This window comes from Limnohabitans radicicola (assembly GCF_014837235.1).
GTDB classification, from domain to species: Bacteria; Pseudomonadota; Gammaproteobacteria; order Burkholderiales; family Burkholderiaceae_C; genus Limnohabitans_A; species Limnohabitans_A radicicola.
This window is the reverse complement of sequence record NZ_JACYFT010000001.1, coordinates 750,820-775,398: the sequence shown is the minus strand read 5'-3', so window position 1 is coordinate 775,398 and position 24,579 is coordinate 750,820. Positions and strand designations below refer to the sequence as shown.

Sequence of the window (24,579 nt, the reverse complement as noted above, 5' to 3'; positions counted from 1 at the left end):
TGATGTGGATTCTTAAAACGATATTTTAGATGGATGCAGTGCAGTGATGCGCATTAATTTAAATTGCTTCGAATTAATAATCTATGCGCGACTTCGGCAAACCCCGCCCCCCGCGCGCTGGGCGTGACGTAGCGTGGCGGGTGCGTGAGTTGCGTGGCAAAGCGCTGGATGTTGGCCACGCCCACGCTGTGCGCGAAATGCTCAAACATGACCTGGTCGTTGGTGGAGTCGCCCACATAGACCCAGCGGTGCATTTCGGCATCCAGGTCGCGGCCCCAAAGCTGCTGCAAGATCCAGCGGGCGCCCGAGAGTTTGTTGTGCTCGCCGTACCAGCCGTTGATGTGGATGCTGCTGACGGTGGCGGTCATGCCTGCGGCCTGCATGGCGCGCACTACTGCGTCGATGTCGGCTTGCGGCAGCTGGGTGAATTCGCTGTGGTCGATGGCGATGTCGGTTTCGCGGCCTGCGCTGTCTTGTGAGCGCTGGGCACCGGGGATGCTTTGCTCGATCTGTGCCAGCACCTGCTGCATGCGCGCAAAGTGGGCGCTGCGTGTGGCGGCGTCCTGCTGGTAGAGCTTGCGCAAGGGTTGGCCGCCCTGGTGCACCAGGGCCACTGCGCCGTTTTCGGCGACGATGGCGTCCACCGGCCAGCTTTGGGCAAAGGGTTCGCTCCAGCCCACGGGCCGCCCGGTGATGGGCACCACATGCAGGCCTGCGGCTTTCAGGTCGGCCAGGGCCTGCAGGGCGTCGGGGGTGATTGCGCCATCGGTGGTCAGCGTGTCATCGATGTCGGTGAAGACGCCGATGATCTGGCCGGGTTGCCATTGGGCCAGCGGGCGCATGGTGGTCAGTGCGCCGAACCCAGCGCCAGGCCCGCGTGCTCGCGCAGCGGGTGGAAATGGATTTTGGGAAAGCGCTCTTGCGCCAGGCGCACGTCGTAGGGGCTGGTGCACAGATACGCCAGCGTGCCTGCGGCGTCGAGCGCCAGGCGCTGCGGGTAGGCGTTGGTGAATTCGCGCAGCTCGGCCGGGGTGTCGGCCGTGATCCAGCGGGCGCCGGTGTACTGGCAGCCTTCCAGGCGCACGTCGCAGTCGTACTCGGCCTTGAGGCGGTGTTGCACCACTTCGAATTGCAGCTGACCGACCGCGCCCAGCAGCATGGGGCCGCCGATTTCGGGTTTGAAGACCTGGATCGCGCCTTCTTCACCCAGCTGGTCCAGTCCAGTTTGCAGTTGTTTGGTGCGCAGCGGGTTCTTCAGGATCACGGTCATGAAGAGTTCGGGCGCAAAGAAGGGCAGGCCGGTGAATTGCAGGTTGGCCCCGTCGGTGATGGTGTCGCCCAGCTGCACGCCGCCGTGGGTGGTGAAGCCGATGATGTCGCCCGCGTAGGCTTCATCGACTGCTTCGCGGCGCTGCGAGAGGAAGGTCACCACGCTGGTGGGGCGCAGTTCCTTGCCGGTGCGTTGCACCTTGAGCTTCATGCCCGGGGTGTATTTGCCAGATGCCATGCGCACGAACGCAATGCGGTCGCGGTGGTTGGCGTCCATGTTGGCCTGCACCTTGAACACCACGCCTGAGAACGCGCTGTCTTCGGGCTGGATTTCTTTGACCACGGGCTGTTTGTTGACGATCAGGTTGCTGGTGCGGGGCTTGGGCGCGGGGGCCAGATCGACCAGGGCGTCCAGCACTTCCATCACACCGAAGTTGTTCACGCCGGAGCCAAAGAACACGGGCGTCTGCTTGCCCGCCAGGAAAGCGGCTTCGTCAAACGCGGGGGACGCGCCCGTGGCCAGCTCCATGCTGTCCATGGCGGCCTGCCAGTCCGAACCAAAGCGCTCGGCCAGTTGGGCCTGCTCGCTCAGGGGGATGGTTTCAAAATCCTGCGGGCGGCGTTCGCTGCCCGACTCGAACACCGTCATGGCCTGCGTGCGCAGGTTGATGATGCCGCCGAAGCTCTTGCCCTGGCCCACAGGCCAGGTCATGGGCACGCAGGGCATGCCCAGCTCGCGTTCGACTTCGTCGAGGATGTCGAGTGGGTCGCGCACTTCGCGGTCCATCTTGTTCACAAAGGTGATGATGGGCGTGTCGCGCTGTCGGCAGACCTCGATCAGGCGGCGGGTTTGTGCTTCCACACCGTTGGCAGCGTCAATGACCATGAGCGCCGAGTCCACGGCGGTGAGCACACGGTAAGTGTCTTCAGAGAAGTCCTTGTGGCCGGGCGTGTCGAGCAGGTTGATGACATGCTCGCGGTACAGCATCTGCATGACCGAGGAAGCCACCGAGATGCCGCGCTGCTTTTCGATTTCCATCCAGTCGCTGGTGGCATGGCGCGAAGCCTTGCGGGCCTTGACCGAACCGGCGATCTGGATCGCGCCGGAGAACAGCAGCAGTTTTTCGGTCAGCGTGGTTTTACCCGCGTCGGGGTGGGAAATGATGGCAAAAGTCCGGCGGCGCCGGGTCTCGTTGGCGTAGGTCACAAGGGGTCCTGATCGGAATGGCACCGCAAGGGGCGCAAGGCAGGCAGCCAGGAACTGGCCGCGATGGGGTGATTTTACTTTGTAGGCACCGCTTACCCGGGGGGGGTGTGCCAAGGTCGTCCAATCTCGGCATGAGGCCTGCTTTCGCACTTGCTGGAACTGCTTCATAATCATTGCATATGCACATTGCCCCTCAACAACACGCCCAGATTGCCGATATTTGTCGGCGCTATGGTGTGCGCCGTATGCAAATGTTCGGCTCTGCCTCGCAGGGGCAAGATCGTCCTGGCAGTGATGTGGATTTGCTGGTTGAGTTCAATCCGGATCAATATCCAACGGGTTTTGCATTGGTGGATATGCAAGATGAGCTGTCAACGGTGTTTGATGGCAAGTCGGTTGATTTGGCATTCCCTTCGGTGCTGCACAATCCGTTCAGACGCAAAGCCATCGAGCCCCAGTTGCAGTTGTTGTTCCAATGAGCATGGATCGCACGCCAGCCCACCTGGTCGATATGCTGGGTTTCACCCAAGAGTTGCAGGCCTTGGCTTCAGGCCTGAGTTGCGCCGAATTTGTCAGTCAAAGAATTTTGTGTCTCGCCGTTGAGAAACTGTTCATCAATCTGGGCGAGGCGGCCGTCCGGGTGGGGGCTGACAGTTCTCTGTATCCGGGGATTCCATGGCGTCGCATCATTGGTTTGCGCAATATCCTTGCCCACGGCTACGAGCAGGTCGCCCATGAAATTCTTTACCAAACCATAGTGCAAGAACTGCCTGCTGTGAATGCGAGCCTGGGCGAAGCTTTGCAATCCTTGGGTCAATAGCAGATCAGTTCCCGGCTCGCTATAATCCAAACATTCCGAGGAGCGTTGCAGCGCCCACCAGCCCCCAAGCTGGCAGCGGGCGTGAGGCTCGGAACCTTCATACAGCAACGACGCTCATCCACTCGACGTGCGGTGAGCCTGTTTTCCAAATCCAGTGCTTTCATCCACGCGTGTGGCTCATTCACATTGCTTTGGAGCGCACACATGAATGCACCTTTGAAAACCGCTGTCAACGCCGACTGCGTGATCGCCGACATTGGCCTGGCCGACTGGGGCCGCAAAGAAATCAAGATCGCCGAGACCGAAATGCCCGGTCTGATGGCCATCCGCGAAGAGTTTGCCAAGAGCCAGCCGCTCAAGGGCGCACGCATCACCGGTTCGCTGCACATGACGATCCAGACCGCCGTGCTGATCGAGACCCTGCAGGCCCTGGGCGCCGATGTGCGCTGGGCGTCGTGCAACATCTTCTCCACACAGGACCACGCCGCGGCCGCCATTGCCGCACGCGGCACGCCGGTGTTTGCCATCAAGGGCGAAACCCTGGCCGATTACTGGGACTATACCCACCGCATTTTTGACTTTGGTCCCGCAGGCACGCCTGGCGAAGGCCCCAACATGATCCTGGACGATGGCGGCGACGCCACGCTGCTCATGCACCTGGGCAAGCGCGCTGAAAAGGACGCCAGCCTGATTGCCAACCCGACCAGCGAAGAAGAGACCTGCCTGTTCAACGCCATCAAGGCCAAGCTGGCCGTGGACCCGACCTGGTACAGCCGCAAGGGCGCTCAGATCATTGGCGTGACCGAAGAAACCACGACCGGTGTGTTGCGCTTGAACGAGATGGCCGCCAAGGGCAGCCTGATGTTCCGCGCCATCAACGTGAACGACTCGGTGACCAAGAGCAAGTTCGACAACCTGTATGGCTGCCGCGAATCTTTGGTCGATTCGATCAAACGCGCCACCGACGTGATGATCGCGGGCAAAGTGGCTGTGGTCGCTGGTTACGGTGATGTGGGCAAGGGCTCGGCCCAGGCTTTGCGCGCTTTGTCTGCCCAAGTCTGGGTGACCGAGATCGACCCGATCAACGCGCTGCAAGCCGCGATGGAAGGCTTCAAGGTCGTGACCATGGAGTACGCCGCCGACAAGTGCGACATCTTCGTGTCGGCCACCGGCAACAAGAACGTGATCCGTTACGAGCACATGGCCGCCATGAAGGACGAAGCCATCGTCTGCAACATCGGTCACTTTGACAACGAGATCGACGTCGCATCGCTGGAAAAACTGCAGTGGGACGAGATCAAGCCCCAGGTTGACCACGTCATCTTCCCCGATGGCAAGAAGATCACTTTGCTGGCCAAAGGTCGCCTGGTGAACCTGGGTTGCGCCACCGGCCACCCCAGCTTTGTGATGTCGTCTTCGTTCGCCAACCAGACCATCGCCCAGATCGAGCTGTTCACCAAGCAAGACCAGTACGAAGCCGGCAAGGTCTATGTGTTGCCCAAGCACCTCGATGAGAAGGTTGCACGTTTGCACCTGAAGAAAGTCGGCGCACAGCTGACCGAACTCACCGACGAGCAGGCGGCTTACATCGGTGTGTCGAAAAACGGTCCTTACAAAGCCGACACTTACCGTTATTGAACCAAATCGCCCCGGGGGCGGGGCTCCTACAAGTTTCTTGTGGGAGCGACGCCCTCGTCGCGATTTTTGAATTGAAATGGTTGTTTGATGCGCATTGACCAACTCCTGGTGGAACGTGGCCTGGCGGTTTCCCGTTCGCAGGCGCAACGCCTGATTGCCGGGGGTGTGCGCTGGCTGCAGCCCAATGGCGAGTGGCGTGCGATCGTGAAGAACAAGGACGAGGTGCCTGCGGGTGCCGAGTTGCAGTTGCTGGACGACGCCGAATCGCGTTATGTGTCTCGCGGCGGTCTCAAGCTCGAAGGCGCTTTGCGCGCCACGGGCGTTCAGGTCGAAGGCCTGCGTTGTCTGGATGTGGGGCAGAGCACCGGTGGGTTCACCGATTGCCTGTTGCAGCAAGGAGCGGCGCAGGTGGTGGGCATCGATGTGGGGCATGCGCAGGTGCATCCGCGCATCCAGGCCGACGAGCGTGTGGTGTGCATCGAGGGCGTGAATGCCCGCGAGCTGGTGCCAGGCGATGAACGCATTCCTGACGCGGAGGAAGGTTTTGACCTGTTGGTGGGCGATGTGTCGTTCATCTCGCTCACGCTGGTCTTGCCCGGTGTGGTGCCTTTCCTCAAGCCCGGCGGGCAGTTGTTGATGCTGGTCAAACCCCAGTTCGAGTTGCAGCCGGGTCAGGTGGGCAAGGGCGGGATTGTCAAAGATGAGAGCCATTACCCGTTCATCGAGCAGCGCTTGCGTACGGCATTGACCGAGCTGGGTCTGACGGTGGTGGCCTGGTTGGACAGCCCGATAGCCGGCGGAGACGGCAACCGGGAATTTTTTGTGCAGGCTGTTCGGCCTGCAGTGAATGGATGAAGAGGCGAGCCATGAATTTGCCCGTGAGTTTTGAATTTTTTCCACCCAAGACACCTGAGGGCGCCGAGAAGCTGCGTGCGGTGCGCCAGCAGCTGTATGCGCTCAAGCCTGAGTTCTGCTCGGTGACCTATGGGGCTGGTGGTTCCACGCAAGAGGGCACCTTTGCCACGGTGGGCGAGATCATTGCCGAGGGGGGGCAGGCAGCTTCGCACTTCTCGTGCATTGGCGCGACCAAAGCGTCGGTGCGCGAAGAACTGGCCACGCTCAAGGCCATGGGTGTCAAGCGCCTGGTGGCTTTGCGTGGCGACTTGCCCAGCGGCTATGGTGCGGGTGGTGAGTTTCACTACGCGAGCGATTTGGTGGCATTCATCCGCGCCGAGACGGGCGATGACTTCCACATCGAAGTGGCCGCCTACCCCGAGGTGCATCCCCAGGCCAAGTCGCCCGAGTCGGACTTACAGGCTTTTGCCACCAAGGCGCGGGCGGGTGCAAATTCAGCGATCACCCAGTACTTCTTCAACAGCGATGCGTATTTCCGTTTTGTGGACGATGCACACAAGCTGGGGGTGGATGTGCCGGTGGTGCCGGGCATCATGCCGATCACCAGTTCGTCGCAGTTGCTGCGCTTTTCGGACGCGTGTGGCGCCGAGATCCCGCGCTGGATCCGTTTGCGCCTGCAGGCCTATGGCGATGACATCGCCTCGATCAAGGCGTTTGGCCTGGACGTGGTGACCGACCTGTGCGACCAGTTGGTGACGGCGGGTGTGCCTGCGCTGCACTTCTACACCATGAACCAGAGCGCTGCCACGACAGAGATATTGCGTCGGTTGTGAGGCGCACCCAAGGGGGCGGCCTGACAGCATTTCTTGATGTTCCGCAAGACCTGGTCATCTGAGGGCGCAGCCGCCTGTCCGCTTTGCGTTTGATCAAACCGCAGGATTGATGGTCCGGTTCCAATGCACTGGAGAGGGAGTTCTCTCGTGTTTCAACAAAGGAATCGGAAATGAAAAAACAAATCGTCGCTGCCGCTGTTTTGGTCGCTGGTGTGGCATCTTCTGTCATGGCGCAGACCGCCTCGGAGGGCGCCTGGCTGGTGCGTGCGCGTGCCGTTCATTTGGACATGTCCAACAAGGACAGCACAGGTCTGGGTTTGGCCGTCAACAACAAGACCATTCCTGAGGTTGATGTCACTTATTTCTTCACGCCCAATATCGCGGCCGAATTGATTTTGACAGTCCCGCAAGAGCAGAAGGTCTACAGCAACGGCACGCAGATCGGCACGTTCAAGCACTTGCCGCCCACCTTGCTGGCGCAGTACCACTTCACTGGGCTGCCAGGTTACAAGCCTTATGTGGGGGTGGGCATCAACTACACCGACATCAGCAAGGTCAACATCCTGGGCGGTGCCGCCAAACTCGATGGCGACAGCTGGGGCGGCGCTTTGCAGGCGGGTGTGGACATTCCGCTGGACAAGAACTGGTCGATCAACCTGGACGTGAAGAAGATCTACATCAAGAGCCACGTTTACTCGGGTGGCACCAGTGCAGGCACCCTCAAGCTCGACCCCGTGGCTGCGGCGGTGGGCGTGGGCTACCGCTTCTGAAGCCGGGCTTGTAGGAGCGGTGCCCTCGCCGCGATTGGGGCCTGTGCTCAGCCACAGCCCCAACGCCCCGGGGGCGGGGCTCCTACATATGATGCGCGATCCTCTCGCTGCGAAAAATTTCAGCGCTCGTCGAAGCTCACCACCACACGGCTGCTGGTGGGGCGCGCCTGACACGACAGCACGAAACCTTGGTCGACTTCGGGCTTTTCGAGCGTGAAGTTCTTGTCCATCTCGGTTGTGCCTTCGGTGACCTTGCAGCGGCAGGTGCAGCACACGCCGCCCTTGCACGAGTAGGGCAGGTCCAGGCCCATGGCCAAGGCGATGTCGAGGATCTTCTCGTTCTTGTTCATCGGCATGTCGTAGGGCTTGCCGTCGAGCACCACCGTGAGCTGGACTTCGCCGCCATCGCGTGTGGCGGGGTGGCCCAGCACGGCTTTGGCTTTTTGCTCGGGGCTCAGGGCTTCGAGCGTGGGCGAGGTGAAGCGTTCGGTGCGGATGCGGTCGGCCTTGACGCCTGCATCGAGCAAGGTCTTTTCGGTTTCCTCAATCATGGCTTCGGGGCCGCAGATGAAGACTTCGTCCATGCTGCCCACAGGCAGGAAGGCGTCGATGATGGCGCGCACTTTGGCGGCGTCGATGCGGCCTTCGAGTAAGGGCACTTCCTGGGCCTGGCGCGAGAGGATGTGGATCAGCGTCAGACGCGAGGGGTAGCGGTCCTTCAAGTCCTGCAGCGCTTCGTTGAACATCACGCTGTCCATGCGGCGGTTGCCGTAGACGAGCGTGAATTTGGCGTCGGGCTGTTCTTCGAGCGTGGTGGCCAAAATCGACAGGATGGGTGTGATGCCCGAGCCTGCGGCAAAGCCCACGCGGTGGATGGCGCGCTGCTTTTGCACGGTGAAGCGGCCATCGGGCGGCATCACACGCAGGGTGTCACCGGCCTTGAGCGTTGACGCGGCCCAGTTGGAGAACACGCCGCCTTCGACGGGGCGGATGCCCAGTTCGAGCTCGCCGCGCTGCAGCTGGCTGCGGGCCGAGCTGATCGAGTAGCTGCGGCGCACGTCGGTACCCTCAATGTCGGCACGCACGGTGAGGAACTGGCCGGGCTGGAAGTCGAACTGCGTGCGCAGGTCAGCAGGCACGGCCAGGGTGATGGCCACTGCACCCGCGGCTTCGGGCGTCACGCGGGCAACGGTCAGGTCATGAAAGCGCATGATGGGTCGCTTTTTAGTAGGGTTTGAAGTAGTCGAACGGTTCCATGCAATCGAGGCACCGGTACAGGGCCTTGCAGGCAGTGGAGCCGAAGTGGGAGGTTTCGGTGGTGTTGGCGGAGCCGCACTGCGGGCAGTGCACCGCTTCAGGTTTGGCCCCGCGTGCCGCGAACTGCACCACGTTGGCCGCGCCCGGTTTTTCGCTGGCGCAGGCATGCGGCGGCGCGATGCCGTAGGCGCGCAGTTTCTCGCGGGCGGCGTCGGTCATCCAGTCGGTGGTCCAGGCGGGGGCGAGCTGTGTGACCACCGTGGCCTGCAGGCCCGCTGTGGCGAGTGCGGCCTTCACGTCGTCTTCGATCTGACCCATCGCCGGGCAGCCGCTGTAGGTGGGGGTGATGACCACTTCCAGGCCTGCAGCGCCCTCGCGCACGTCGCGCAGGATGCCCAGCTCGCGCAGGGTGATGACCGGGATTTCCGGGTCACTCAGGCCTTCGAGCAATTGCCAGGCCTGTTCTGCTGCGGTCAGGGTGGTGGTCATCGGGGCTTACCAGGTGGCGCCAGGGTGCTGACGCGCCAGGCTCTGCATTTCGGCCAGCACGAAGCCCAGGTGCTCCGAGTGGATGCCTTGCTTGCCGGTGGGCACAAAACCGCCTGCTGCAGGGCGCTGCAGTGTGGCCTCTTGCAGGGCTTCGTCCACGATCTGGTTCCAGTCGGCCTGCAGCGCGGCCATGTCGATGCCGGTGCCGTTGGCCAGTGCCGCAGATTCCTGCGGGCTGGTGCTCCAGAATTCCTGCGTGTAGGGCAGCAGTTGGTCGAGCGCGGCTTGCACTTTGGCGTGCGAGACCTCGGTGCCGTCGCCCAGGCGCACCAGCCAGTCGCGGGAGTGGCGCAGGTGGTAGCGTGCTTCCTTGAGCGATTTGGCGGCAATGGCGGCCAGTTGCGCATCTTTGGAGTTTTGCAGCTGGTCCCACACCAGCACCATCAGGCTGCTGTAGAGGAAGTTGCGCACGATGGTCATCGCAAAGTCGCGGTCGCCCGCTGAGGTGGCGGCCATCAGCGGCATGTGGGGCAACTCACACAGGGTGTAGTTGCGGAAATCCGGTACGTCGCGGAAGTAGGCCAGCGTGTCTTCGGTGGCGCCCTTGCCGATTTGCGCAGCGGCGTGCTGGTACAGCATGCGTGCCTGGCCGATCAGGTCCAGGCTGTTGTTGGACAGCGCGATGTCTTCTTCGAGGATGGGGCCGTGGCCGCACCATTCGGCGTTGCGCTGACCCAGGATCAGCGCGTTGTCGGCGAGGTGCAGCAGGTAGTCAACAGGGGCGTTCATGGTGGCGCTCACATGTGCCCCACTTCTTCGGGGATTTCATAGAAAGTCGGGTGGCGGTACACCTTGTCGCTGGCGGGCTCGAAGAACTCGCTCTTGTCGTTGGGTTCGCTCGCCGAGATGGTGGCCGAGGGCACCACCCAGATGCTCACGCCTTCCTGGCGGCGGGTGTAGACGTCGCGGGCCATTTGCAGGGCGTGTTGCGCGTCGGAGGCGTGCAGGCTGCCGCAGTGCTTGTGTTCCAAGCCTTGTTTGCTGCGGACAAAAACTTCCCAGAGGGGCCATTCCTTGAGTGCGGGTGTGCTCATGCTGCTTCCTTCAGTTGACGCGCTTGTTGTTTCTTGGCGTGAGCCAGGGCGGCATCACGCACCCAGGCACCGTCGTTCCAGGCCTTGACGCGGGCACCCAGGCGCTCTTTGTTGCAGGGTCCATTGCCGTTGACGGTGGACCAGAACTCGTCCCAGTCGATCTGGCCGTAGTCGTGGGCCTGACGGGCTTCGTTCCACTTCAGGTCGGGGTCGGGCAGGGTCACGCCCAGTACTTTGGCTTGCGGCACGGTGGCGTCGACAAATTTCTGACGCAGATCGTCATTGCTGATGCGCTTGATGCCCCAGCGCATGCCTTGCGCGCTGTTGGGGCTGTCGGCGTCGGGCGGCCCGAACATGGCCAGGCACTTCCACCACCAGCGGTTAACGGCGTCTTGCACCATGGCTTTTTGCTCGGCCGTGCCTTGCATCATGACCAGCAGGGCTTCGTAGCCCTGGCGCTGGTGGAAGGACTCTTCCTTGCACACGCGCACCATGGCGCGGGCGTAGGGCCCATACGAGCAACGGCACAGCGGGATCTGGTTCATGATGGCCGCGCCATCGACCAGCCAGCCGATCACGCCCACATCGGCCCAGTTGAGCGTGGGGTAGTTGAAGATGGAGCTGTATTTGGCCTTGCCGGTGTGCAGGGCGTCGAGCATCTGGTCGCGGCTGGTGCCCAGGGTCTCGGCTGCGCTGTACAGGTAAAGGCCGTGACCGCCTTCGTCCTGCACTTTGGCGATCAGGATGGCTTTGCGTTTGAGGCTGGGCGCGCGGCTGATCCAGTTGCCTTCGGGCAGCATGCCCACGATTTCGCTGTGGGCGTGCTGGCTGATCTGGCGCACCAGGGTCTTGCGGTAGGCCTCGGGCATCCACTCGCGGGGCTCGATGCGGCCATTGGCGTCGATGCGCTCGTCAAATTGGGCTTGCAGCGCTTGTTCGCTGGCGCTGGCTTGTTTGGGCACGGCCTTGAGGCCTGCGGATTTGGCGTCGTCCTGGTCGGAAACGCTGAAGGATTGCGTGTACATGGGCTTCTCCTGCGCCGAACAGGATGGAATGATCGTGGCGCGGTGAGAAGTATAACAATTAACCGACCGATCGGTCGGTTAATTGTTCTGGGGCAGATCAGGACTTTCCCTGAGCTTGCCGCTGGGGATCAGTTGGAGCCTTCGACTTTCCATTCTTTGCCGTTGCCGCGTGCGAGCGCCGGGCCGACCAGGTCCAGGGCATTGCGCACCTGGTCTTTGAGGGTGAAAGGGGGGTTGATGACGAACATGCCGCTGGCCGTGAGGCCGCCTTCGTCGCCAGGGCCGCGGCCAATCGCCAGGGTGGCGTTGAGCCAGGGTTTTTGGGCCTGGTTGGCCAGGGTGCGCAGGCGCCGGGGCAGCTCGTGTGCTTCGGGGCGCGGGATGATCGGGTACCAGACCAGGTAAGTGCCGGTCGAGAAGCGTTTGAGGTACTCCTGGATGACGTTGGCCACTTTGACGTAGTCGGATTTGATTTCGTAGCTGGGGTCGATCAGCACCATGGCCCGCTTGGAGCCGGTGGCCGAGGCGGGTGGCGGCAGCAGCTTTTTGAGGGCCTCAAAGCCATCCTCGCGGCTGACGGTGATGGTGCGGCCGGCGTCGAGCTGGGCGATGTTGGAAGCCAGCGACTTGCTGTCGGTGGGGTGCAGCTCGAACAGGCGCAGGCGGTCGCGCGACGCGTGGCGCATGAGGCGCTGCATCAAGAAGGGGGAGCCGGGGTAGACCTTGGCCACGCCGCCGGGGTTGAAGCTGGCGATCTGGTCGAGGTAGTCCTGCACGGGTTCGGGCACCGAGTCGGCGGTTTCCACCGCTTCGAGCAGCTTGAACAGGCCGTCTTCGGCCTCGGCACCTTTTTGGGAGTAATCACCGTCCAGCCGGTACAGGCCTGCCCCCGAATGGGTGTCGATCAGGGTGATGCCGGCCTCTTTTTGCATGAGGTGGCGCAGGGTGGCGAGCAGCGTGATGTGCTTGAGCACGTCTGCATGGTTGCCCGCATGGAAGGCGTGTCGATAACTGAACATGCGTCGATGGTAACCAATAACTTCCGCAAGTCCTTGATTTTTCGTATAATGGCAGGCTTCGCAGCGATTTTGTGGTCCCGCGGCGAAGACGCTCGCGCCTGTAAAGGCAGGGCATATTCCCACCTAAGAGGCTCCCAAAAGAGGAGCACCGACCGTGGAAAAGGACCCGACAAACCTTTCTTTAAAGAGAAAACTCATGACTACAACTTTCAGCGCCAAACCCGCTGAGGTCGTGCACGAGTGGTTTGTGATTGACGCGACCGACAAGGTCCTCGGACGAGTAGCCAGCGAAGTTGCTCTCCGTTTGCGCGGCAAACACAAGGCCATTTACACGCCTCACGTCGACACCGGTGACTTCATCGTCATCATCAATGCTGCCCAGCTCAAAGTGACTGGCACCAAGAACCTCGACAAGATGTACTACCGTCACTCGGGCTTCCCCGGCGGTATCACACAAACCAACTTCCGCGACATGCAAGCCAAGCACCCTGGCCGCGCACTCGAGAAGGCTGTCAAGGGCATGCTGCCCAAGGGCCCACTCGGTTACGCCATGATCAAGAAACTCAAGGTGTATGGCGGCGCTGAGCATCCACACACCGCCCAACAGCCTAAAGTGCTGGACATCTAAGGAGCCTTGAGATGATTGGTGAATGGAACAATGGCACAGGCCGTCGCAAATCCAGCGTCGCCCGCGTGTTTCTGAAAAAAGGCACTGGCAAGATCACGGTCAATGGCAAGGACATCCAAGCCTACTTCGGCCGCGAGACTTCGATCATGATCGCCAAGCAGCCCCTGATGCTGACCAACCATGCCGAAACTTTCGACATCCAGGTCAACGTCCACGGCGGCGGTGAATCCGGCCAAGCCGGTGCAACCCGTCACGGCATCACCCGCGCCCTGATTGACTACGATGCAACGCTCAAGCCCGTGCTGAGCCAAGCTGGTTTCGTCACTCGCGACGCCCGTGAAGTTGAACGTAAAAAAGTCGGCTTCCACTCTGCTCGTCGCCGCAAGCAATTCTCGAAGCGTTAATCCGCTTTCTTGTTTTGCCAAAAGCCGCAACGGTTCGCTGTTGCGGCTTTTTTCATGGGCGAAAGCCCCAATGCCAGTAGCGTTAATGGCCTGTGCCGATGGGAATAACCCAGCGCGGCGCTATACTATTTGCCATTGACCGGAGAAACACCATGAGTGCAGTTGCAGAAAACATCCAGACCGACATGCCCGCTCCCATCGTCTTCACAGACAGCGCGGCGGCCAAGGTGGCCGACCTGATCGCCGAAGAAGGCAATCCGGATTTGAAGCTGCGTGTGTTTGTGCAAGGCGGCGGCTGCTCGGGCTTTCAATACGGCTTCACGTTCGACGAGATCACCAACGAAGACGACACCACCATGAGCAAGAACGGTGTGTCGCTGCTGATCGATGCGATGAGCTACCAGTACCTGATCGGTGCCGAGATCGACTACAAGGAAGACTTGCAAGGCGCCCAGTTTGTGATCAAGAACCCGAACGCCACGACCACCTGCGGTTGCGGCTCGTCTTTCTCGGTCTGAGCTTTTGCGGCCTGCAGGCCGCACACCACACAGTGGGGGTCAGCGTGGATACACGGCCCCCAACACACGGGCGCCTCGGGCGCCCGTGACGCTTGTCAGGCTGGCCGGTTCCCGGCGCACCGCCTTGAAGGCCAGCCAGGCAAAGGCGGCAGCCTCCACCTGCAGCGGCGGCAGGCCGTGCGCTTCGCTGCTGACCACCGGCACACCCGGCAGGCCTTGTGCCAGCAGTGACATCAAATGTCCATTGAATGCGCCTCCTCCACACACGATCAGCCGTTGCGCACCCGGGGCGTGTGCGTGTACGTCGCGCACGCAAGCCTGGGCTGTGAAAGCGGTGAGCGTGGCCTGGATGTCTTGCGCAGGCAGATCGGGCAAGTTGCTGAGGTGCTGCTGTAGCCAGGCAGGGTTGAAGAGGTCTCGCCCCGTGCTTTTGGGGGGCTGTTTGCTGAGGTAGCTTTCGCCCAGCAGACGTTCCAGCAGCGTGTGTGAGGTCTGGCCTGTGGCGGCCCAGTCGCCGTTGCGGTCAAAGGCTTGGCCGGTGTGGGTCTGACACCAGTGGTCCATCAGGGCGTTGCCGGGGCCGCAGTCCCACCCCATCACATGGCCGTCGGGCTGCAGCACGCTCAGGTTGGAGATGCCACCGATGTTGAGCACCGCCACGCAGCCTTGCGATTGACCGAACACGCCTTGGTGAAAAGCAGGCACGAGCGGAGCGCCTTGACCGCCTGCAGCGAGGTCGCGCGAGCGGAAGTCGGCCACCACGTCAATGCCGCTCAGCTCGGCAAGCAGTGACGGGTTGTTCAGCTGCAGGGTGTAGCCCACCGCGGGTTGGTCGGGCAAGCCGTCAAACTCCAGCGGGCGGTGGCGCACGGTCTGGCCGTGCGCGCCGATGGCGGTGACAGCTTCAGGTGCATGGCCGGTTTGGGCCAGCAGCGCTTGCACCACCTGGGCGTAATGGCGGGCGATGCCGTTGCCTGCCAGGGCCGCGCGGTGAAGCTCGTCGGGTCCGCTCTGGTTGAGCTGCAGCAACTCCGCCTTGAAGGCGTCGGGGAAGGGGTTGAATGCGTGGGCCTGAACCTGCATGGTGCCGTCGGGGCTGAAGCGGGCGAGCACGCCGTCCACGCCGTCGAGCGAGGTGCCGGACATCAGGCCGATGAAGAGGGCATCGGTGGACATGGGTCGCAATGGCTCAGAAAAAAGGGGCTCCGCAGAGCCCCTTGGTCACCGGTTGTCCGGTCATTGGTCGGTGCTTTCGCGCATTTGCGCGGCGGCCATGAGTTGCGCACGCGAGGCTTGCGCGGTTTGCTTGAAGGCCATGCGTGCGGATGGCGAGATAGGCGTGCTTTGCGCTTGCTGAATGATGGTCTGTGGGTCGACGTGGACGCCATTGACTCGGAACTCGAAATGCAGGTGTGGCCCTGTGGACCAGCCGGTGCTGCCCACGGCACCGACGACTTGGCCTTGAGTGACGGTCTGGCCTTTGCGCACATGGATGCGGCTCAGGTGGGCGTAGACCGTGCTGTGGCTGTTGCCATGGCGCACGATGACCACATTGCCAAAGCCGCCCTGCACACCTGCAAAGTCGACCACGCCATCACCCACCGAGTGGGCCGGTGTGCCAGACGGTGCGGCGTAGTCCACACCGCGGTGGGCCTGCAGGGTCTGGAAGATCGGGTGCAGGCGCATGCTGAAGCCGCTGGTTTTGCGCGAAAACGGGACAGGCGATGCCAGGTAGGCGCGGCGCAGGCTGCTGCCGTCAAAGGCGTAGTAGTTGCCTTTCTTGCCGGGCTCCTGGAACCAGACGGCTTCGTAGGTCTTGTTGCCGTTGACGAACTCGGCGCTCAGCACCTTGCCGGCACGCAGGGGTTCGCCATCGGCTTCGAGCACTTCGTAGACGACCGCAAAGCGGGCGCCTTTGCGCAGGGTTTTGTGGAAGTCGATCTGGCTGGAGAAGATGTCGGTGAGCTGGCTGACCACCGTGTCGGGCAGTCGCACTTCGTCGCTGGCCGCGTACAGCGAGCTGGACACCGTGCCACCGGACATGCGGATGCTGGCGGTCATGGGCACGGTTTCGAGGCGTGCCGACAGGCCTTGTGCTGTGCGGCTCAGCACCCAGCGCTGAAACTGGGCGTCGGTTTCGTTGCGCAGCCAGCGCACGGTCATTTCGGTCAGCTGTTGGGACGCATCGGCTTCGGCAGAGACCGAACGGCCTGCGCGCGAGAGGACTTCGCGGGCCTGGGCGTTTTGGCGCAAGAAGCGTGCGGCCTCGGGGTCGGACAAGCCCAGTCGGCGCAGCAGGCTTTCGGGGGTGTCGGCGCTGCGGGTGGTATCGCTGCGCATCAGTTTGAGGTCGCGCAGGTCCAGTGCTTGGGCTTGGGCGTCGAGGCCGCTCACAATGACCGGTTCGGTCAGGTTGACGACGGGCAGTTTGGAGGCGTCAGGGCCGAGGTTGGCCACGGCAAATGCGCCGCCGCCAGCGGCCAGGAGCGCCGAGGTCAGCACCGTGACGATGCGCTTGGGGTAGCGCTGCACAAAGCGGGTGAAGGGGCGTGAGAAAGTGGCCAGCGGGTGCGCACTGTCGAGCCAGGCCAGGACATGCTGGACACCCAGCAGGGTCTTGCCGACCAGCACCACCAGCCACTGCAGGCTCTGGACCAGCCAGGCCACGGCATGTGTGAGCAAATGGGACAAAAGGGACATGAACTTGTTTGTTGGCGGGCTTGTCTTTGGAGGACAAACGACAAGCCGGATAAATGGGTAGGGCGACCACTAAAATGCAGGATCTGCCCAAAGGAATCATTCTACCGTGAATGACCTGATCGACTTTAGAAAAAACCCTTATGAATCAAGCGCTTGTTACAAAATTCCCGGTCACGGACAAGACCCGTGAGGCGATGGACGTCACGCTGCGTGGCTGTGAGGAGCTGATTCCCAAGGAGGATTGGCTGCAAAAACTGGCCAAATCCGAGGCCACAGGCGTGCCGCTGCGCATCAAACTCGGGCTGGACCCGACCGCGCCGGACATCCACATCGGCCACACCGTGGTGCTCAACAAGATGCGCCAGTTGCAGGATCTGGGGCACCAGGTGATCTTTTTGATTGGAGACTTCACCAGCCTGATCGGTGACCCCTCGGGCCGCAACAGCACCCGCCCACCCCTCACGCCCGAGCAGATCAAAGCCAACGCCGAGACCTACTACAAACAGGCCAGCCTGGTGCTCGATCCCGCAAAAACAGAGATTCGCTACAACAGTGAGTGGTCGCTACCCTTGGGTTCGATGGGCATGATCCAGCTGGCCGCTAAGTACACCGTGGCCCGCATGATGGAGCGCAACGACTTCCATGACCGCTTCCATGCGGGCACACCGATCAGTGTGCACGAGTTCCTGTACCCGCTGATGCAGGGCTACGACTCGGTGGCGCTCAAGAGCGATCTGGAGTTGGGCGGCACCGATCAAAAGTTCAACCTGCTGATGGGTCGCCACCTGCAGGCCGAGTATGGCCAGGAGCCGCAGTGCATTTTGACCATGCCGCTGCTTGAAGGCCTGGACGGCGTGGACAAGATGTCCAAATCCAAAAACAACTACATCGGCATCACCGAAGAGGCCAACAGCATGTTCGCCAAGGTGCTCTCCATCTCCGACACCCTGATGTGGCGCTGGTACACCCTGCTGTCGTTCAAGTCGATGGCCGAGATCGAGGCGTTGAAAAAGGAAGTCGAGGGTGGGCGCAATCCGAAAGACGCCAAAGTCATGCTGGCCAAGGAAATCACCACACGTTTCCACAGCGCAGCGGCGGCCGATGCGGCCGAGCAGGATTTCATCAACCGCAGCAAGGGCGGCGTGCCCGATGACATCCCCGAAGTGGCGTTGTCTGGCGCACCGTTGGGCATCGGCGCTTTGCTCAAGTCGGCGGGCCTGGCCCCGTCCACCAGCGAAGCCAACCGCCTGATCGAGGGCGGCGGCGTGCGTGTGGACTCCAGTGTGGTCAGCGACAAGGGCCTCAAGCTGGACGCGGGCACCTACGTGGTCCAGGTGGGCAAGCGCAAATTTGCCAAAGTGACGCTCAGCTGACCCGGATCATCCGGCTGCCATCGGCCAGGCGTATGCTGTTGCCATGAACTCCATTTCTGTCTGGCTGACCCCCAAGCGCCTGCTCATGGCATCGGTGGGTGTGGCGCTGGTCACCATCGCCCTCAAAACGCTGGCCTGGTGGCTGACCGACTCGGTCGGCTTGCTGTCGGACGCGATGGAGTCACTGGTCAACCTGGCCAGTGCCATGTTTGGGCTGCTGATGGTCACTGTGGCCGAGTCGCCACCCGATGAAGACCACCCTTACGGACACCACAAGGCCGAATACTTTTCTTCCGGCTTCGAGGGCATCCTTATCATCGTGGCAGGTCTGGGCATCCTCTGGGCCGCAAGCCACCGTGTGTTCGACCCCCAGCCACTGGAGCAGGTGGGCTTGGGGCTGGCGTTGTCGGTGGGCAGCTCGGTGCTCAACGGTTTGCTGGCCTGGGTGATGTTTCGCGCTGCCCGCGAGCACCGTTCCTTGGCGCTCGAAGCCGATGCACGGCATCTGGTCACCGATGTGTGGACTTCGATCGGCGTGGTGTTGGGCATTGTGCTGGTGGGTGTGACGGGCTGGCTCTGGCTGGATGCGGTGGTGGCCATGGCCGTGGCGCTCAACATCCTGAAAGAAGGTGCGCATTTGGTCTGGCAGTCCTCGCAGGGGCTGATGGACGAGGCGGTCGAGTCCGAAATTCAGCACGACATCCAGCAGGTGCTGGGGCAGTTTGTGTATGCCATCGATGGACGCGATGTGGTGCGTTTTGACCATGTGGTCACCCGCAAAGCCGGACAGCGCCGCTTTGTGGACATGCACATGCACATGCCCTCGAATTGGTCGCTGGGCCATGCCGCCGACTTGCGCAGTCGGGTCGAGAAAGCCCTGATGCAAGCGGTGCCCGGTTTGCGCGCCACCATCCAGCTGCTGCCGGACGACGTGGAAGCGCATTTCGACGACCCGAAGGACGCAGCATGATCACGGTTTTGCAGCGGGTGAGCGAAGCGAGCGTGCGGGTTGACGGCGAGGTCATTGGCCAGATTGGCCATGGCCTGCTGGTGCTGCTGTGCGCCGAGCACGGCGACAGCGATGGGGTGGCCGACAAGCTGCTGGCCAAGATCCTCAAACTGCGCATCTTCAGCGACGAAGCAGGCAAGATGAACCGCAGCCTGCAGGATGTGGGCGGGGGCCTGCTGGTGGTGAGTCAGTTCACGCTGGCCGCCGATGTGGCGGGTGGCAACCGTCCCAGCTTCACGCAGGCAGCCAGGCCCGATGAAGGCCGGCGTCTGTACGAGCACTTTGTGGCCCAGGCGCGGGCCGCACACCCGGTGGTGCAGACGGGCCGGTTTGCCACCGACATGAAAGTGGCCTTGGTCAACGACGGTCCGATCACCATCCCGATCCGCATGACCGCCTGATGCACCTCAACGGATAATCGAGGCATGACCGATCGTTTTGCCCAACTCTCCCTTTCTCCCGCCACGCTCCACAACCTTGAACAACTGGGCTACGCCCAGATGACGCCCATCCAGGCGGCCAGCCTGCCCATCACCTTGGCCGGGCACGACCTGATCGCCCAGGCCAGCACGGGCAGCGGCAAGACCGCCGCCTTTGGCCTGCCCCTGATCGAGCGCCTGCAAAGTGCAGGTTCGCCCAGCGCCCCGGTGCAGGCGGTGGTGCTGTGCCCCACACGCGAGCTGGCCGACCAGGTCACACAAGAGATCCGACGCCTGGCCCGTGCACGGCAGAACGTGAAAGTCGTCACCCTGTGCGGCGGTGTGGCCCTGCGTGGCCAGACCGTGAGCCTGGAGCACGGTGCCGATGTGGTGGTGGGCACGCCCGGCCGAATCTTGGACCATCTGGAGCGTGGCTCGTTGAGCCTGGCCGAGGTCAACACATTGGTGTTGGACGAAGCCGACCGCATGCTGGACATGGGTTTCTTTGACGACATCGCCAAGGTGGTGCGCCAGTGCGCCAAAGACCGCCAGACGTTGCTGTTTTCGGCCACTTACCCCGAGGGCATCGCCAAGCTGGCGGCGCAGTTCATGCGCGCGCCGCAGACCGTCAAGGTCGAGGCGCAACACAGTGCGCACAAGATCCGTCAGGTGTTTTATGAAGTGAGCGAGACCCAGCGCCTGGATGTGGTGCCCCAATTGCTGGCGCATTTCCGCCCCGAGCGCACGCTCGCGTTTTGCAACACCAAGCAGCAGTGCCGCGATCTGGTGGCGGTGCTGCAGGCGCAGGGGTACAGCGCGCTGGCGTTGTTTGGCGAGCTGGAGCAGCGCGAACGCGACCAGGTGCTGGTGCAGTTTGCCAACCGCAGCTGTTCGGTGCTGGTGGCCACCGATGTGGCCTCGCGTGGGCTCGATGTGGAAGGCCTGGAGGCCGTGATCAACGTGGATGTGACACCCGACCCCGAAATCCACATCCACCGCATCGGCCGCACGGGCCGGGGCGATGCCGAGGGGCTGGCGATCACGCTGGCCAGCATGGACGAGATGGGGGCGGTCGGCAAGATCGAGGTGATGCAGGGCCGCGAGTCCCAGTGGGCACCGTTGTCGGGGCTGACGCCCGCCGCTGGCGGGTCACTGCAGCCACCCATGCGCACCTTGCAGATCGTCGGCGGTCGCAAGGAAAAAATCCGCGCGGGTGACGTGATGGGCGCGCTGGCGGGCGAGTGTGGTCTGACCCGCGAGCAGGTCGGCAAGATCAATGTCAACGAGTTTTCGACCTATGTGGCGGTGCAGGCCGAGTTGGCCAAAAAGGTCGAGGCCCAGCTCTCACGCGGCAAAATCAAGGGCAAAACGGTCAAGGTGCGCTTGATTTGATTCAGAGGTAAGGGTTTTTGAGCCCCAAGCCCGCCAAAATCTCAACCTCGTAGGCCTCCATCTCCTCGGCATCGGCCGTGCTGGTCTCGTGGTCCCAGCCTTGGGCGTGCAAGGTGCCGTGCACCAGCAAATGCGCGTAGTGCGCGGCCAGCGTCTTGCCTTGCTCTTTGGCCTCGCGGGCCACGACCGGGGCGCACAGCACCAGGTCGGCCATCACCACCGGGTCCTGCGCATAGTCAAACGTCAGCACATTCGTGGCGTAGTCCTTTTTGCGGTAAGCCAGATTCAACGCTCGGCCTTCTTCTTCGCCCACGATGCGCACCGTGATCTCGGCGTCATCGGCCAGTGCGTGGCGGATGGCGCGGGCGACCGCGTGGCGTGGGAGCGCTGCGCGGTGGCGGGCTGCGTAGGGGATGTCGCCAAATTGCAGCGACAGCTGGAGTTGTTTCAGGGCCATGGTCATTCCTCGCTGGTGGTGCGGCGGCGCGCAGCACTGCCTTGGGCATCGTAGGCGTCGACGATCCGGGCCACCAGCGGGTGGCGCACCACGTCGGCGCTGGTGAAACGGGTGAACGCAATGCCTTTGACGCGCCGCAGCACCCGCTCGGCGTCGATCAGTCCACTCAACTGGCCTTTGGGCAGGTCGATCTGGCTCACATCGCCCGTGATGACGGCTTTGGCACCGAAGCCGATGCGGGTGAGGAACATCTTCATTTGCTCGGAGGTGGTGTTTTGCGCCTCGTCGAGGATCACGAAGGCGTTGTTGAGGGTGCGTCCACGCATGAAGGCCAGCGGGGCGATTTCGAGTGCGTTGCGCTCAAAGGCCTTTTGCACCTTGTCGTAACCCATCAGGTCGTAGAGCGCGTCGTACAAGGGCCGCAGGTAGGGGTCCACCTTTTGCGACAGGTCGCCCGGCAAAAAGCCCAGGCGCTCACCCGCTTCCACGGCCGGGCGGGTCAGCACGATGCGTTGCACGCTGGCGCGCTCCAGGGCGTCCACGGCGCTGGCCACGGCCAGATAGGTCTTGCCTGTGCCCGCGGGCCCGATGCCAAAGCTGATGTCGTGTGTGGCAATGCTGTCGAGGTAGGCCGCCTGCACCGGGGTGCGGGCTTTCAGGTCTGCGCGGCGGGTTTGCAGCGTGGGGGCCACGCTGGCGCCATCTTCCCCGTCACCGGCCATCATCAGCTGCAGGGTGTCGGCGGCGATCGGGCGTTCGGCCATCTCGTACAGGGCCTGCAGCAGCTCCATGGCGCGTTGGGCCTGGGCCTTGGGGCCGTCGACTTTGAACTGTTCGTGGCGGTGGGCGATGCTCACTTGCAGCCCTGCCTCGATGCTGCGCAGGTGCGCGTCCATCGGGCCGCAGAGGTGGGACAGGCGGGTGTTGTTGTGCGGGGTGAAGGTGTGTCTGACGATCAAGGGGATAATCCTGTCCGTGGGTGGTTTCGCTGGGTGATTTGCTCGCCAAGGAGCCCCGATTCTCCTCCATATCACTGCAATCCAAAGGCCCTCCATGATTGGCAAACTCACCGGCATCCTGAGCGACAAAAACCCACCCGAAGTGATCGTGGATTGCCACGGCGTGGGCTACGAAGTCAACGTGCCCATGAGCACGTTTTACAACCTGCCTGCGGCAGGTGAGAAGGTCAGTCTGGTGACCCACTTTGTGGTGCGCGAAGACGCGCAGATTCTGTACGGCTTTGCCACGCTGGCCGAGCGTGAGGCCTTTCGTCAGCTCATCAAAATCTCGGGTGTGGGCCCCCGCACCGCGCTGTCGGTGCTCTCGGGCATGAGCGTGGCCGATCTGGCCCAGGCTATCAGCACACAAGAGGTGGGCCGCCTGGTCAAGGTGCCGGGCATCGGCAAAAAAACCGCCGAACGCCTGCTGCTGGAGCTCAAAGGCAAGCTGGGCGGCGACATCGGTGGCCTGTTTGCGCAGGGCGCAGGCGATGCGCAAGGCGACATCCAGCAGGCGTTGCTGGCGCTGGGTTACAACGACAAGGAAGCTGCAGCGGCTCTCAAGCTGCTGCCCGCTGACGTGGGTGTGAGCGAGGGCATCAAGCTCGCGCTCAAGTCCCTCACCAAGTGAAGGCGAGTTGAGCCATGAGCATCAAGACCGACGACTTTGCAGCCCCGCCCAGCCCGCGTGAAGCCTCGCGCGTGGTGTCGGCCGCGCCCGTGTCCAACAGCGAAGAGGCCATCGAGCGCGCCCTGCGCCCCAAACTGCTCGACGAATACGTCGGCCAGGTCAAGGTGCGCGAGCAGCTGGAGATTTTCATCAGCGCCGCCAAGATGCGCGAAGAACCGCTGGACCACGTGCTGTTGTTTGGCCCGCCCGGGCTGGGCAAAACCACGCTCTCGCACATCATCGCCGCCGAGCTGGGTGTGAACCTGCGCCAGACCAGCGGCCCGGTGCTCGAAAAGCCCAAAGATTTGGCCGCGCTCTTGACGAACCTGGAGCGCAACGATGTGCTCTTCATCGACGAGATCCACCGCCTCTCGCCCGTGGTCGAGGAAATCTTGTACCCCGCGCTCGAGGACTACCAGATCGACATCATGATCGGCGAAGGCCCAGCGGCCCGCAGCATCAAGCTCGATTTGCAGCCCTTCACCCTGGTGGGCGCGACCACCCGCGCGGGCATGCTCACCAACCCGCTGCGTGACCGCTTTGGCATCGTCTCGCGGCTGGAGTTTTACACGCCCGAGGAACTCTCGCGCATCGTCACCCGCAGCAGCGGCTTGCTCAAGGCGCCTATCGACGCCGAAGGCTCGTTCGAGATCGCCCGCCGCTCACGCGGCACGCCCCGCATTGCCAACCGCCTGCTGCGCCGCGTGCGTGACTACGCCGATGTCAAAGGTGACGGCACCATCCACAAGGGCATCGCGCAAAAAGCCCTGACCATGCTCGACGTGGACCCCGAAGGCTTTGACCTGATGGACCGCAAGCTGCTCGAAGCCGTGATCCACCGCTTTGACGGCGGCCCGGTCGGCCTGGACAACATCGCGGCCAGCATCGGCGAGGAGCGCGACACGATCGAAGATGTGATCGAGCCGTATCTGATCCAGCAAGGCTATCTGCAGCGCACGCCGCGCGGGCGCATCGCCACGCTGGCGGCCTTCCGGCATCTGGGCGTCACGCCGCCCAAGTCGTTTGGCGCTGAGTGATTCGGACAGCAGTCCAGTGAGCGCTGCGCCCTCGCGGCGATTGGCCTGCAGATCAGACCGTGGTTTCGTCCCGGCTGCGCCCGTCCAGGTGCGTGGTGTCGGCCCAGCCAACCAGTGACAGGCCTTCGGGCGTCCACAGCAGGCGGTTGACGGCGGTGTTGGGCAGTTGCCAGGTGCGTGGGGCTTGCACGTCCAGCCGGGTGGCGGCGCGGTAGAGCGCATCCAACACGCCGCCGTGCGCCACCAGCACGATCTGCTCGCCCAGATGGCGTGCCGCCAGTTCATCCACCGTGGCCAGCACCCGCTCGCGCAGGGCGATCAGCGATTCCCCTGCCCCCGGCGGTGCCCAGTCGGGGGTGCGCTTGCGCCAGTGGTGGGCGTGGTCGGGCAATTCGGCTTCGATCTCGACAAAGGTGCGGCCCTGAAAATCACCAAAGTGCCGCTCGCGCAGGCCCGGATGCGTGGTCACTGCCAGGCCCACGGCCTGGGCGATGGTCTGGGCCGTGACGTGGGCCCGCAACAGATCGCTGGCATAGACGGCGTTGACCTGGTCACGCTCGGCCAGGGCCTCGGCCAGCCAGCGGGCCTGTTGCAGCCCGGTGTCGTTGAGCGGGATGTCGATGTGGCCCTGGATTCGGGTGTCCACGTTCCAGGCGGTTTCGCCGTGGCGGATGGCCAAGATGCGGGTGGCGTCCATG

The 24,579-nt window shown here is 62.7% G+C and carries 28 protein-coding genes and 1 riboswitch; of the genes, 15 read left to right on the top strand and 13 right to left on the bottom strand.

Features of this window, described 5'->3' with window-relative positions:
- Positions 1-53 precede the first annotated feature (53 nt).
- Together IC609_RS03900 and IC609_RS03895 are read right to left on the bottom strand one after the other, a co-directional pair.
- A complete protein-coding gene (locus IC609_RS03900) occupies positions 54-842 on the bottom strand; it encodes an HAD family hydrolase (RefSeq protein ID WP_191818129.1) in 789 nt (262 codons plus the stop codon).
- Between the two features lie 5 nt (positions 843-847).
- Positions 848-2,476 (bottom strand): peptide chain release factor 3, encoded by a 1,629-nt coding sequence (locus IC609_RS03895; protein WP_191818128.1) that lies wholly within the window; start codon positions 2,474-2,476, stop codon positions 848-850.
- A 179-nt stretch (positions 2,477-2,655) separates the two neighbouring features.
- On the opposite strand from IC609_RS03895, the gene IC609_RS03890 reads away from it, so the two are divergent.
- The 6 genes from IC609_RS03890 (at position 2,656) to IC609_RS03865 (ending at position 7,392) form a co-directional block, all read left to right on the top strand.
- Complete coding sequence (locus tag IC609_RS03890) at positions 2,656-2,955, top strand: nucleotidyltransferase family protein (protein ID WP_191818127.1); 300 nt, start codon at positions 2,656-2,658, stop codon at positions 2,953-2,955.
- Positions 2,952-3,296, top strand: coding sequence for a HepT-like ribonuclease domain-containing protein (locus IC609_RS03885; RefSeq protein WP_191818126.1), 345 nt, complete (start codon positions 2,952-2,954; stop codon positions 3,294-3,296). The genes IC609_RS03890 and IC609_RS03885 overlap by 4 nt, the downstream gene beginning before the upstream one ends.
- A 31-nt stretch (positions 3,297-3,327) precedes the next feature.
- Positions 3,328-3,419: riboswitch (S-adenosyl-L-homocysteine riboswitch) on the top strand.
- 81 nt (positions 3,420-3,500) lie between these two features.
- Positions 3,501-4,934: an adenosylhomocysteinase gene (gene ahcY / locus IC609_RS03880; protein ID WP_191818125.1), complete on the top strand. Its 1,434-nt coding sequence runs from the start codon at positions 3,501-3,503 to the stop codon at positions 4,932-4,934.
- A gap of 87 nt (positions 4,935-5,021) precedes the next feature.
- Positions 5,022-5,789 (top strand): TlyA family RNA methyltransferase, encoded by a 768-nt coding sequence (locus IC609_RS03875; protein WP_191818124.1) that lies wholly within the window; start codon positions 5,022-5,024, stop codon positions 5,787-5,789.
- Positions 5,790-5,800: 11 nt separating this feature from the next.
- Positions 5,801-6,622 (top strand): methylenetetrahydrofolate reductase [NAD(P)H], encoded by an 822-nt coding sequence (gene metF / locus IC609_RS03870; protein ID WP_191818123.1) that lies wholly within the window; start codon positions 5,801-5,803, stop codon positions 6,620-6,622.
- Between the two features lie 170 nt (positions 6,623-6,792).
- Entirely contained in the window at positions 6,793-7,392 is a 600-nt protein-coding gene (locus tag IC609_RS03865) for an OmpW/AlkL family protein (protein ID WP_191818122.1), read from the top strand.
- 119 nt (positions 7,393-7,511) lie between these two features.
- Here the strand turns inward: IC609_RS03865 and paaE are convergent, their stop codons facing one another.
- From paaE to IC609_RS03835, 6 genes are all read right to left on the bottom strand, one after another.
- On the bottom strand, positions 7,512-8,603 hold the full coding sequence (gene paaE / locus IC609_RS03860; RefSeq protein ID WP_191818121.1) for a 1,2-phenylacetyl-CoA epoxidase subunit PaaE: 1,092 nt from the start codon (positions 8,601-8,603) through the stop codon (positions 7,512-7,514).
- Between the two features lie 13 nt (positions 8,604-8,616).
- The gene (paaD, locus tag IC609_RS03855; RefSeq protein ID WP_191818120.1) at positions 8,617-9,138 is read right to left on the bottom strand and encodes a 1,2-phenylacetyl-CoA epoxidase subunit PaaD; all 522 of its coding nucleotides are present in this window, start codon (positions 9,136-9,138) and stop codon (positions 8,617-8,619) included.
- Positions 9,139-9,144: 6 nt separating this feature from the next.
- Positions 9,145-9,927 carry a 1,2-phenylacetyl-CoA epoxidase subunit PaaC gene (gene paaC / locus IC609_RS03850; protein WP_191818119.1) on the bottom strand — a complete coding sequence of 261 codons (783 nt, stop codon included), beginning with the start codon at positions 9,925-9,927 and terminating at the stop codon, positions 9,145-9,147.
- Between the two features lie 8 nt (positions 9,928-9,935).
- Positions 9,936-10,232: a 1,2-phenylacetyl-CoA epoxidase subunit PaaB gene (gene paaB, locus IC609_RS03845; protein ID WP_191818118.1), complete on the bottom strand. Its 297-nt coding sequence runs from the start codon at positions 10,230-10,232 to the stop codon at positions 9,936-9,938.
- On the bottom strand, positions 10,229-11,257 hold the full coding sequence (paaA, locus tag IC609_RS03840) for a 1,2-phenylacetyl-CoA epoxidase subunit PaaA (RefSeq protein ID WP_191818117.1): 1,029 nt from the start codon (positions 11,255-11,257) through the stop codon (positions 10,229-10,231). The genes paaB and paaA overlap by 4 nt, the downstream gene beginning before the upstream one ends.
- A 128-nt stretch (positions 11,258-11,385) precedes the next feature.
- Complete coding sequence (locus tag IC609_RS03835; protein WP_191818116.1) at positions 11,386-12,276, bottom strand: 23S rRNA (adenine(2030)-N(6))-methyltransferase RlmJ; 891 nt, start codon at positions 12,274-12,276, stop codon at positions 11,386-11,388.
- Between the two features lie 196 nt (positions 12,277-12,472).
- Between IC609_RS03835 and rplM the strand changes: the two genes are divergently transcribed.
- From rplM to erpA, 3 genes are all read left to right on the top strand, one after another.
- Positions 12,473-12,904, top strand: coding sequence for a 50S ribosomal protein L13 (gene rplM / locus IC609_RS03830; protein WP_191818115.1), 432 nt, complete (start codon positions 12,473-12,475; stop codon positions 12,902-12,904).
- Positions 12,905-12,915: 11 nt separating this feature from the next.
- Positions 12,916-13,308, top strand: coding sequence for a 30S ribosomal protein S9 (gene rpsI / locus IC609_RS03825; protein WP_191818114.1), 393 nt, complete (start codon positions 12,916-12,918; stop codon positions 13,306-13,308).
- A gap of 152 nt (positions 13,309-13,460) precedes the next feature.
- Positions 13,461-13,826, top strand: coding sequence for an iron-sulfur cluster insertion protein ErpA (gene erpA, locus IC609_RS03820; RefSeq protein WP_191818113.1), 366 nt, complete (start codon positions 13,461-13,463; stop codon positions 13,824-13,826).
- 39 nt (positions 13,827-13,865) lie between these two features.
- On the opposite strand, the gene IC609_RS03815 is transcribed toward erpA, so the two are convergent.
- The gene (locus IC609_RS03815; RefSeq protein ID WP_191818112.1) at positions 13,866-15,002 is read right to left on the bottom strand and encodes an anhydro-N-acetylmuramic acid kinase; all 1,137 of its coding nucleotides are present in this window, start codon (positions 15,000-15,002) and stop codon (positions 13,866-13,868) included.
- A gap of 60 nt (positions 15,003-15,062) precedes the next feature.
- Positions 15,063-16,526, bottom strand: a complete 1,464-nt coding sequence (locus tag IC609_RS03810; protein ID WP_191818111.1) for a M23 family metallopeptidase — start codon at positions 16,524-16,526, stop codon at positions 15,063-15,065.
- A gap of 140 nt (positions 16,527-16,666) precedes the next feature.
- Between IC609_RS03810 and tyrS the strand changes: the two genes are divergently transcribed.
- Genes tyrS through dbpA form a run of 4 tightly spaced genes read left to right on the top strand, consistent with a single transcriptional unit; the run spans position 16,667 to position 20,719 of the window.
- Positions 16,667-17,899, top strand: a complete 1,233-nt coding sequence (tyrS, locus tag IC609_RS03805; protein ID WP_191818110.1) for a tyrosine--tRNA ligase — start codon at positions 16,667-16,669, stop codon at positions 17,897-17,899.
- A gap of 43 nt (positions 17,900-17,942) precedes the next feature.
- Entirely contained in the window at positions 17,943-18,869 is a 927-nt protein-coding gene (locus IC609_RS03800) for a cation diffusion facilitator family transporter (RefSeq protein WP_191818109.1), read from the top strand.
- Positions 18,866-19,309 (top strand): D-aminoacyl-tRNA deacylase, encoded by a 444-nt coding sequence (dtd, locus tag IC609_RS03795; RefSeq protein ID WP_191818108.1) that lies wholly within the window; start codon positions 18,866-18,868, stop codon positions 19,307-19,309. Before IC609_RS03800 ends, dtd begins: the two co-directional genes overlap by 4 nt.
- Positions 19,310-19,333: 24 nt before the next feature.
- Positions 19,334-20,719 carry an ATP-dependent RNA helicase DbpA gene (gene dbpA, locus IC609_RS03790; protein WP_191818107.1) on the top strand — a complete coding sequence of 462 codons (1,386 nt, stop codon included), beginning with the start codon at positions 19,334-19,336 and terminating at the stop codon, positions 20,717-20,719.
- Position 20,720: 1 nt separating this feature from the next.
- On the opposite strand, the gene ybeY is transcribed toward dbpA, so the two are convergent.
- Both ybeY and IC609_RS03780 read right to left on the bottom strand, forming a co-directional pair.
- Positions 20,721-21,176, bottom strand: coding sequence for an rRNA maturation RNase YbeY (ybeY, locus tag IC609_RS03785; protein ID WP_191818106.1), 456 nt, complete (start codon positions 21,174-21,176; stop codon positions 20,721-20,723).
- 2 nt (positions 21,177-21,178) lie between these two features.
- Positions 21,179-22,135 (bottom strand): PhoH family protein, encoded by a 957-nt coding sequence (locus IC609_RS03780; RefSeq protein WP_191818105.1) that lies wholly within the window; start codon positions 22,133-22,135, stop codon positions 21,179-21,181.
- A 94-nt stretch (positions 22,136-22,229) separates the two neighbouring features.
- On the opposite strand from IC609_RS03780, the gene ruvA reads away from it, so the two are divergent.
- A complete protein-coding gene (ruvA, locus tag IC609_RS03775; protein ID WP_191818104.1) occupies positions 22,230-22,805 on the top strand; it encodes a Holliday junction branch migration protein RuvA in 576 nt (191 codons plus the stop codon).
- A gap of 14 nt (positions 22,806-22,819) precedes the next feature.
- Positions 22,820-23,881, top strand: coding sequence for a Holliday junction branch migration DNA helicase RuvB (ruvB, locus tag IC609_RS03770; protein ID WP_191818103.1), 1,062 nt, complete (start codon positions 22,820-22,822; stop codon positions 23,879-23,881).
- A 52-nt stretch (positions 23,882-23,933) separates the two neighbouring features.
- On the opposite strand, the gene IC609_RS03765 is transcribed toward ruvB, so the two are convergent.
- Positions 23,934-24,578: a histidine phosphatase family protein gene (locus tag IC609_RS03765; protein WP_191818102.1), complete on the bottom strand. Its 645-nt coding sequence runs from the start codon at positions 24,576-24,578 to the stop codon at positions 23,934-23,936.
- Position 24,579: the final 1 nt, after the last annotated feature.

Coding starts and splice junctions, on each gene's coding strand:
- IC609_RS03900 (WP_191818129.1), bottom strand. CDS start 842: ATGCGCCCGCTGGCCCAATGGCAACCCGGCCAGATCATCGGCGTCTTC.
- IC609_RS03890 (WP_191818127.1), top strand. CDS start 2,656: ATGCACATTGCCCCTCAACAACACGCCCAGATTGCCGATATTTGTCGG.
- IC609_RS03885 (WP_191818126.1), top strand. CDS start 2,952: ATGAGCATGGATCGCACGCCAGCCCACCTGGTCGATATGCTGGGTTTC.
- ahcY (WP_191818125.1), top strand. CDS start 3,501: ATGAATGCACCTTTGAAAACCGCTGTCAACGCCGACTGCGTGATCGCC.
- IC609_RS03875 (WP_191818124.1), top strand. CDS start 5,022: ATGCGCATTGACCAACTCCTGGTGGAACGTGGCCTGGCGGTTTCCCGT.
- metF (WP_191818123.1), top strand. CDS start 5,801: ATGAATTTGCCCGTGAGTTTTGAATTTTTTCCACCCAAGACACCTGAG.
- IC609_RS03865 (WP_191818122.1), top strand. CDS start 6,793: ATGAAAAAACAAATCGTCGCTGCCGCTGTTTTGGTCGCTGGTGTGGCA.
- paaE (WP_191818121.1), bottom strand. CDS start 8,603: ATGCGCTTTCATGACCTGACCGTTGCCCGCGTGACGCCCGAAGCCGCG.
- paaD (WP_191818120.1), bottom strand. CDS start 9,138: ATGACCACCACCCTGACCGCAGCAGAACAGGCCTGGCAATTGCTCGAA.
- paaC (WP_191818119.1), bottom strand. CDS start 9,927: ATGAACGCCCCTGTTGACTACCTGCTGCACCTCGCCGACAACGCGCTG.
- paaB (WP_191818118.1), bottom strand. CDS start 10,232: ATGAGCACACCCGCACTCAAGGAATGGCCCCTCTGGGAAGTTTTTGTC.
- paaA (WP_191818117.1), bottom strand. CDS start 11,257: ATGTACACGCAATCCTTCAGCGTTTCCGACCAGGACGACGCCAAATCC.
- IC609_RS03835 (WP_191818116.1), bottom strand. CDS start 12,276: ATGTTCAGTTATCGACACGCCTTCCATGCGGGCAACCATGCAGACGTG.
- rplM (WP_191818115.1), top strand. CDS start 12,473: ATGACTACAACTTTCAGCGCCAAACCCGCTGAGGTCGTGCACGAGTGG.
- rpsI (WP_191818114.1), top strand. CDS start 12,916: ATGATTGGTGAATGGAACAATGGCACAGGCCGTCGCAAATCCAGCGTC.
- erpA (WP_191818113.1), top strand. CDS start 13,461: ATGAGTGCAGTTGCAGAAAACATCCAGACCGACATGCCCGCTCCCATC.
- IC609_RS03815 (WP_191818112.1), bottom strand. CDS start 15,002: ATGTCCACCGATGCCCTCTTCATCGGCCTGATGTCCGGCACCTCGCTC.
- IC609_RS03810 (WP_191818111.1), bottom strand. CDS start 16,526: ATGTCCCTTTTGTCCCATTTGCTCACACATGCCGTGGCCTGGCTGGTC.
- tyrS (WP_191818110.1), top strand. CDS start 16,667: ATGAATCAAGCGCTTGTTACAAAATTCCCGGTCACGGACAAGACCCGT.
- IC609_RS03800 (WP_191818109.1), top strand. CDS start 17,943: ATGAACTCCATTTCTGTCTGGCTGACCCCCAAGCGCCTGCTCATGGCA.
- dtd (WP_191818108.1), top strand. CDS start 18,866: ATGATCACGGTTTTGCAGCGGGTGAGCGAAGCGAGCGTGCGGGTTGAC.
- dbpA (WP_191818107.1), top strand. CDS start 19,334: ATGACCGATCGTTTTGCCCAACTCTCCCTTTCTCCCGCCACGCTCCAC.
- ybeY (WP_191818106.1), bottom strand. CDS start 21,176: ATGGCCCTGAAACAACTCCAGCTGTCGCTGCAATTTGGCGACATCCCC.
- ruvA (WP_191818104.1), top strand. CDS start 22,230: ATGATTGGCAAACTCACCGGCATCCTGAGCGACAAAAACCCACCCGAA.
- ruvB (WP_191818103.1), top strand. CDS start 22,820: ATGAGCATCAAGACCGACGACTTTGCAGCCCCGCCCAGCCCGCGTGAA.
- IC609_RS03765 (WP_191818102.1), bottom strand. CDS start 24,578: ATGGACGCCACCCGCATCTTGGCCATCCGCCACGGCGAAACCGCCTGG.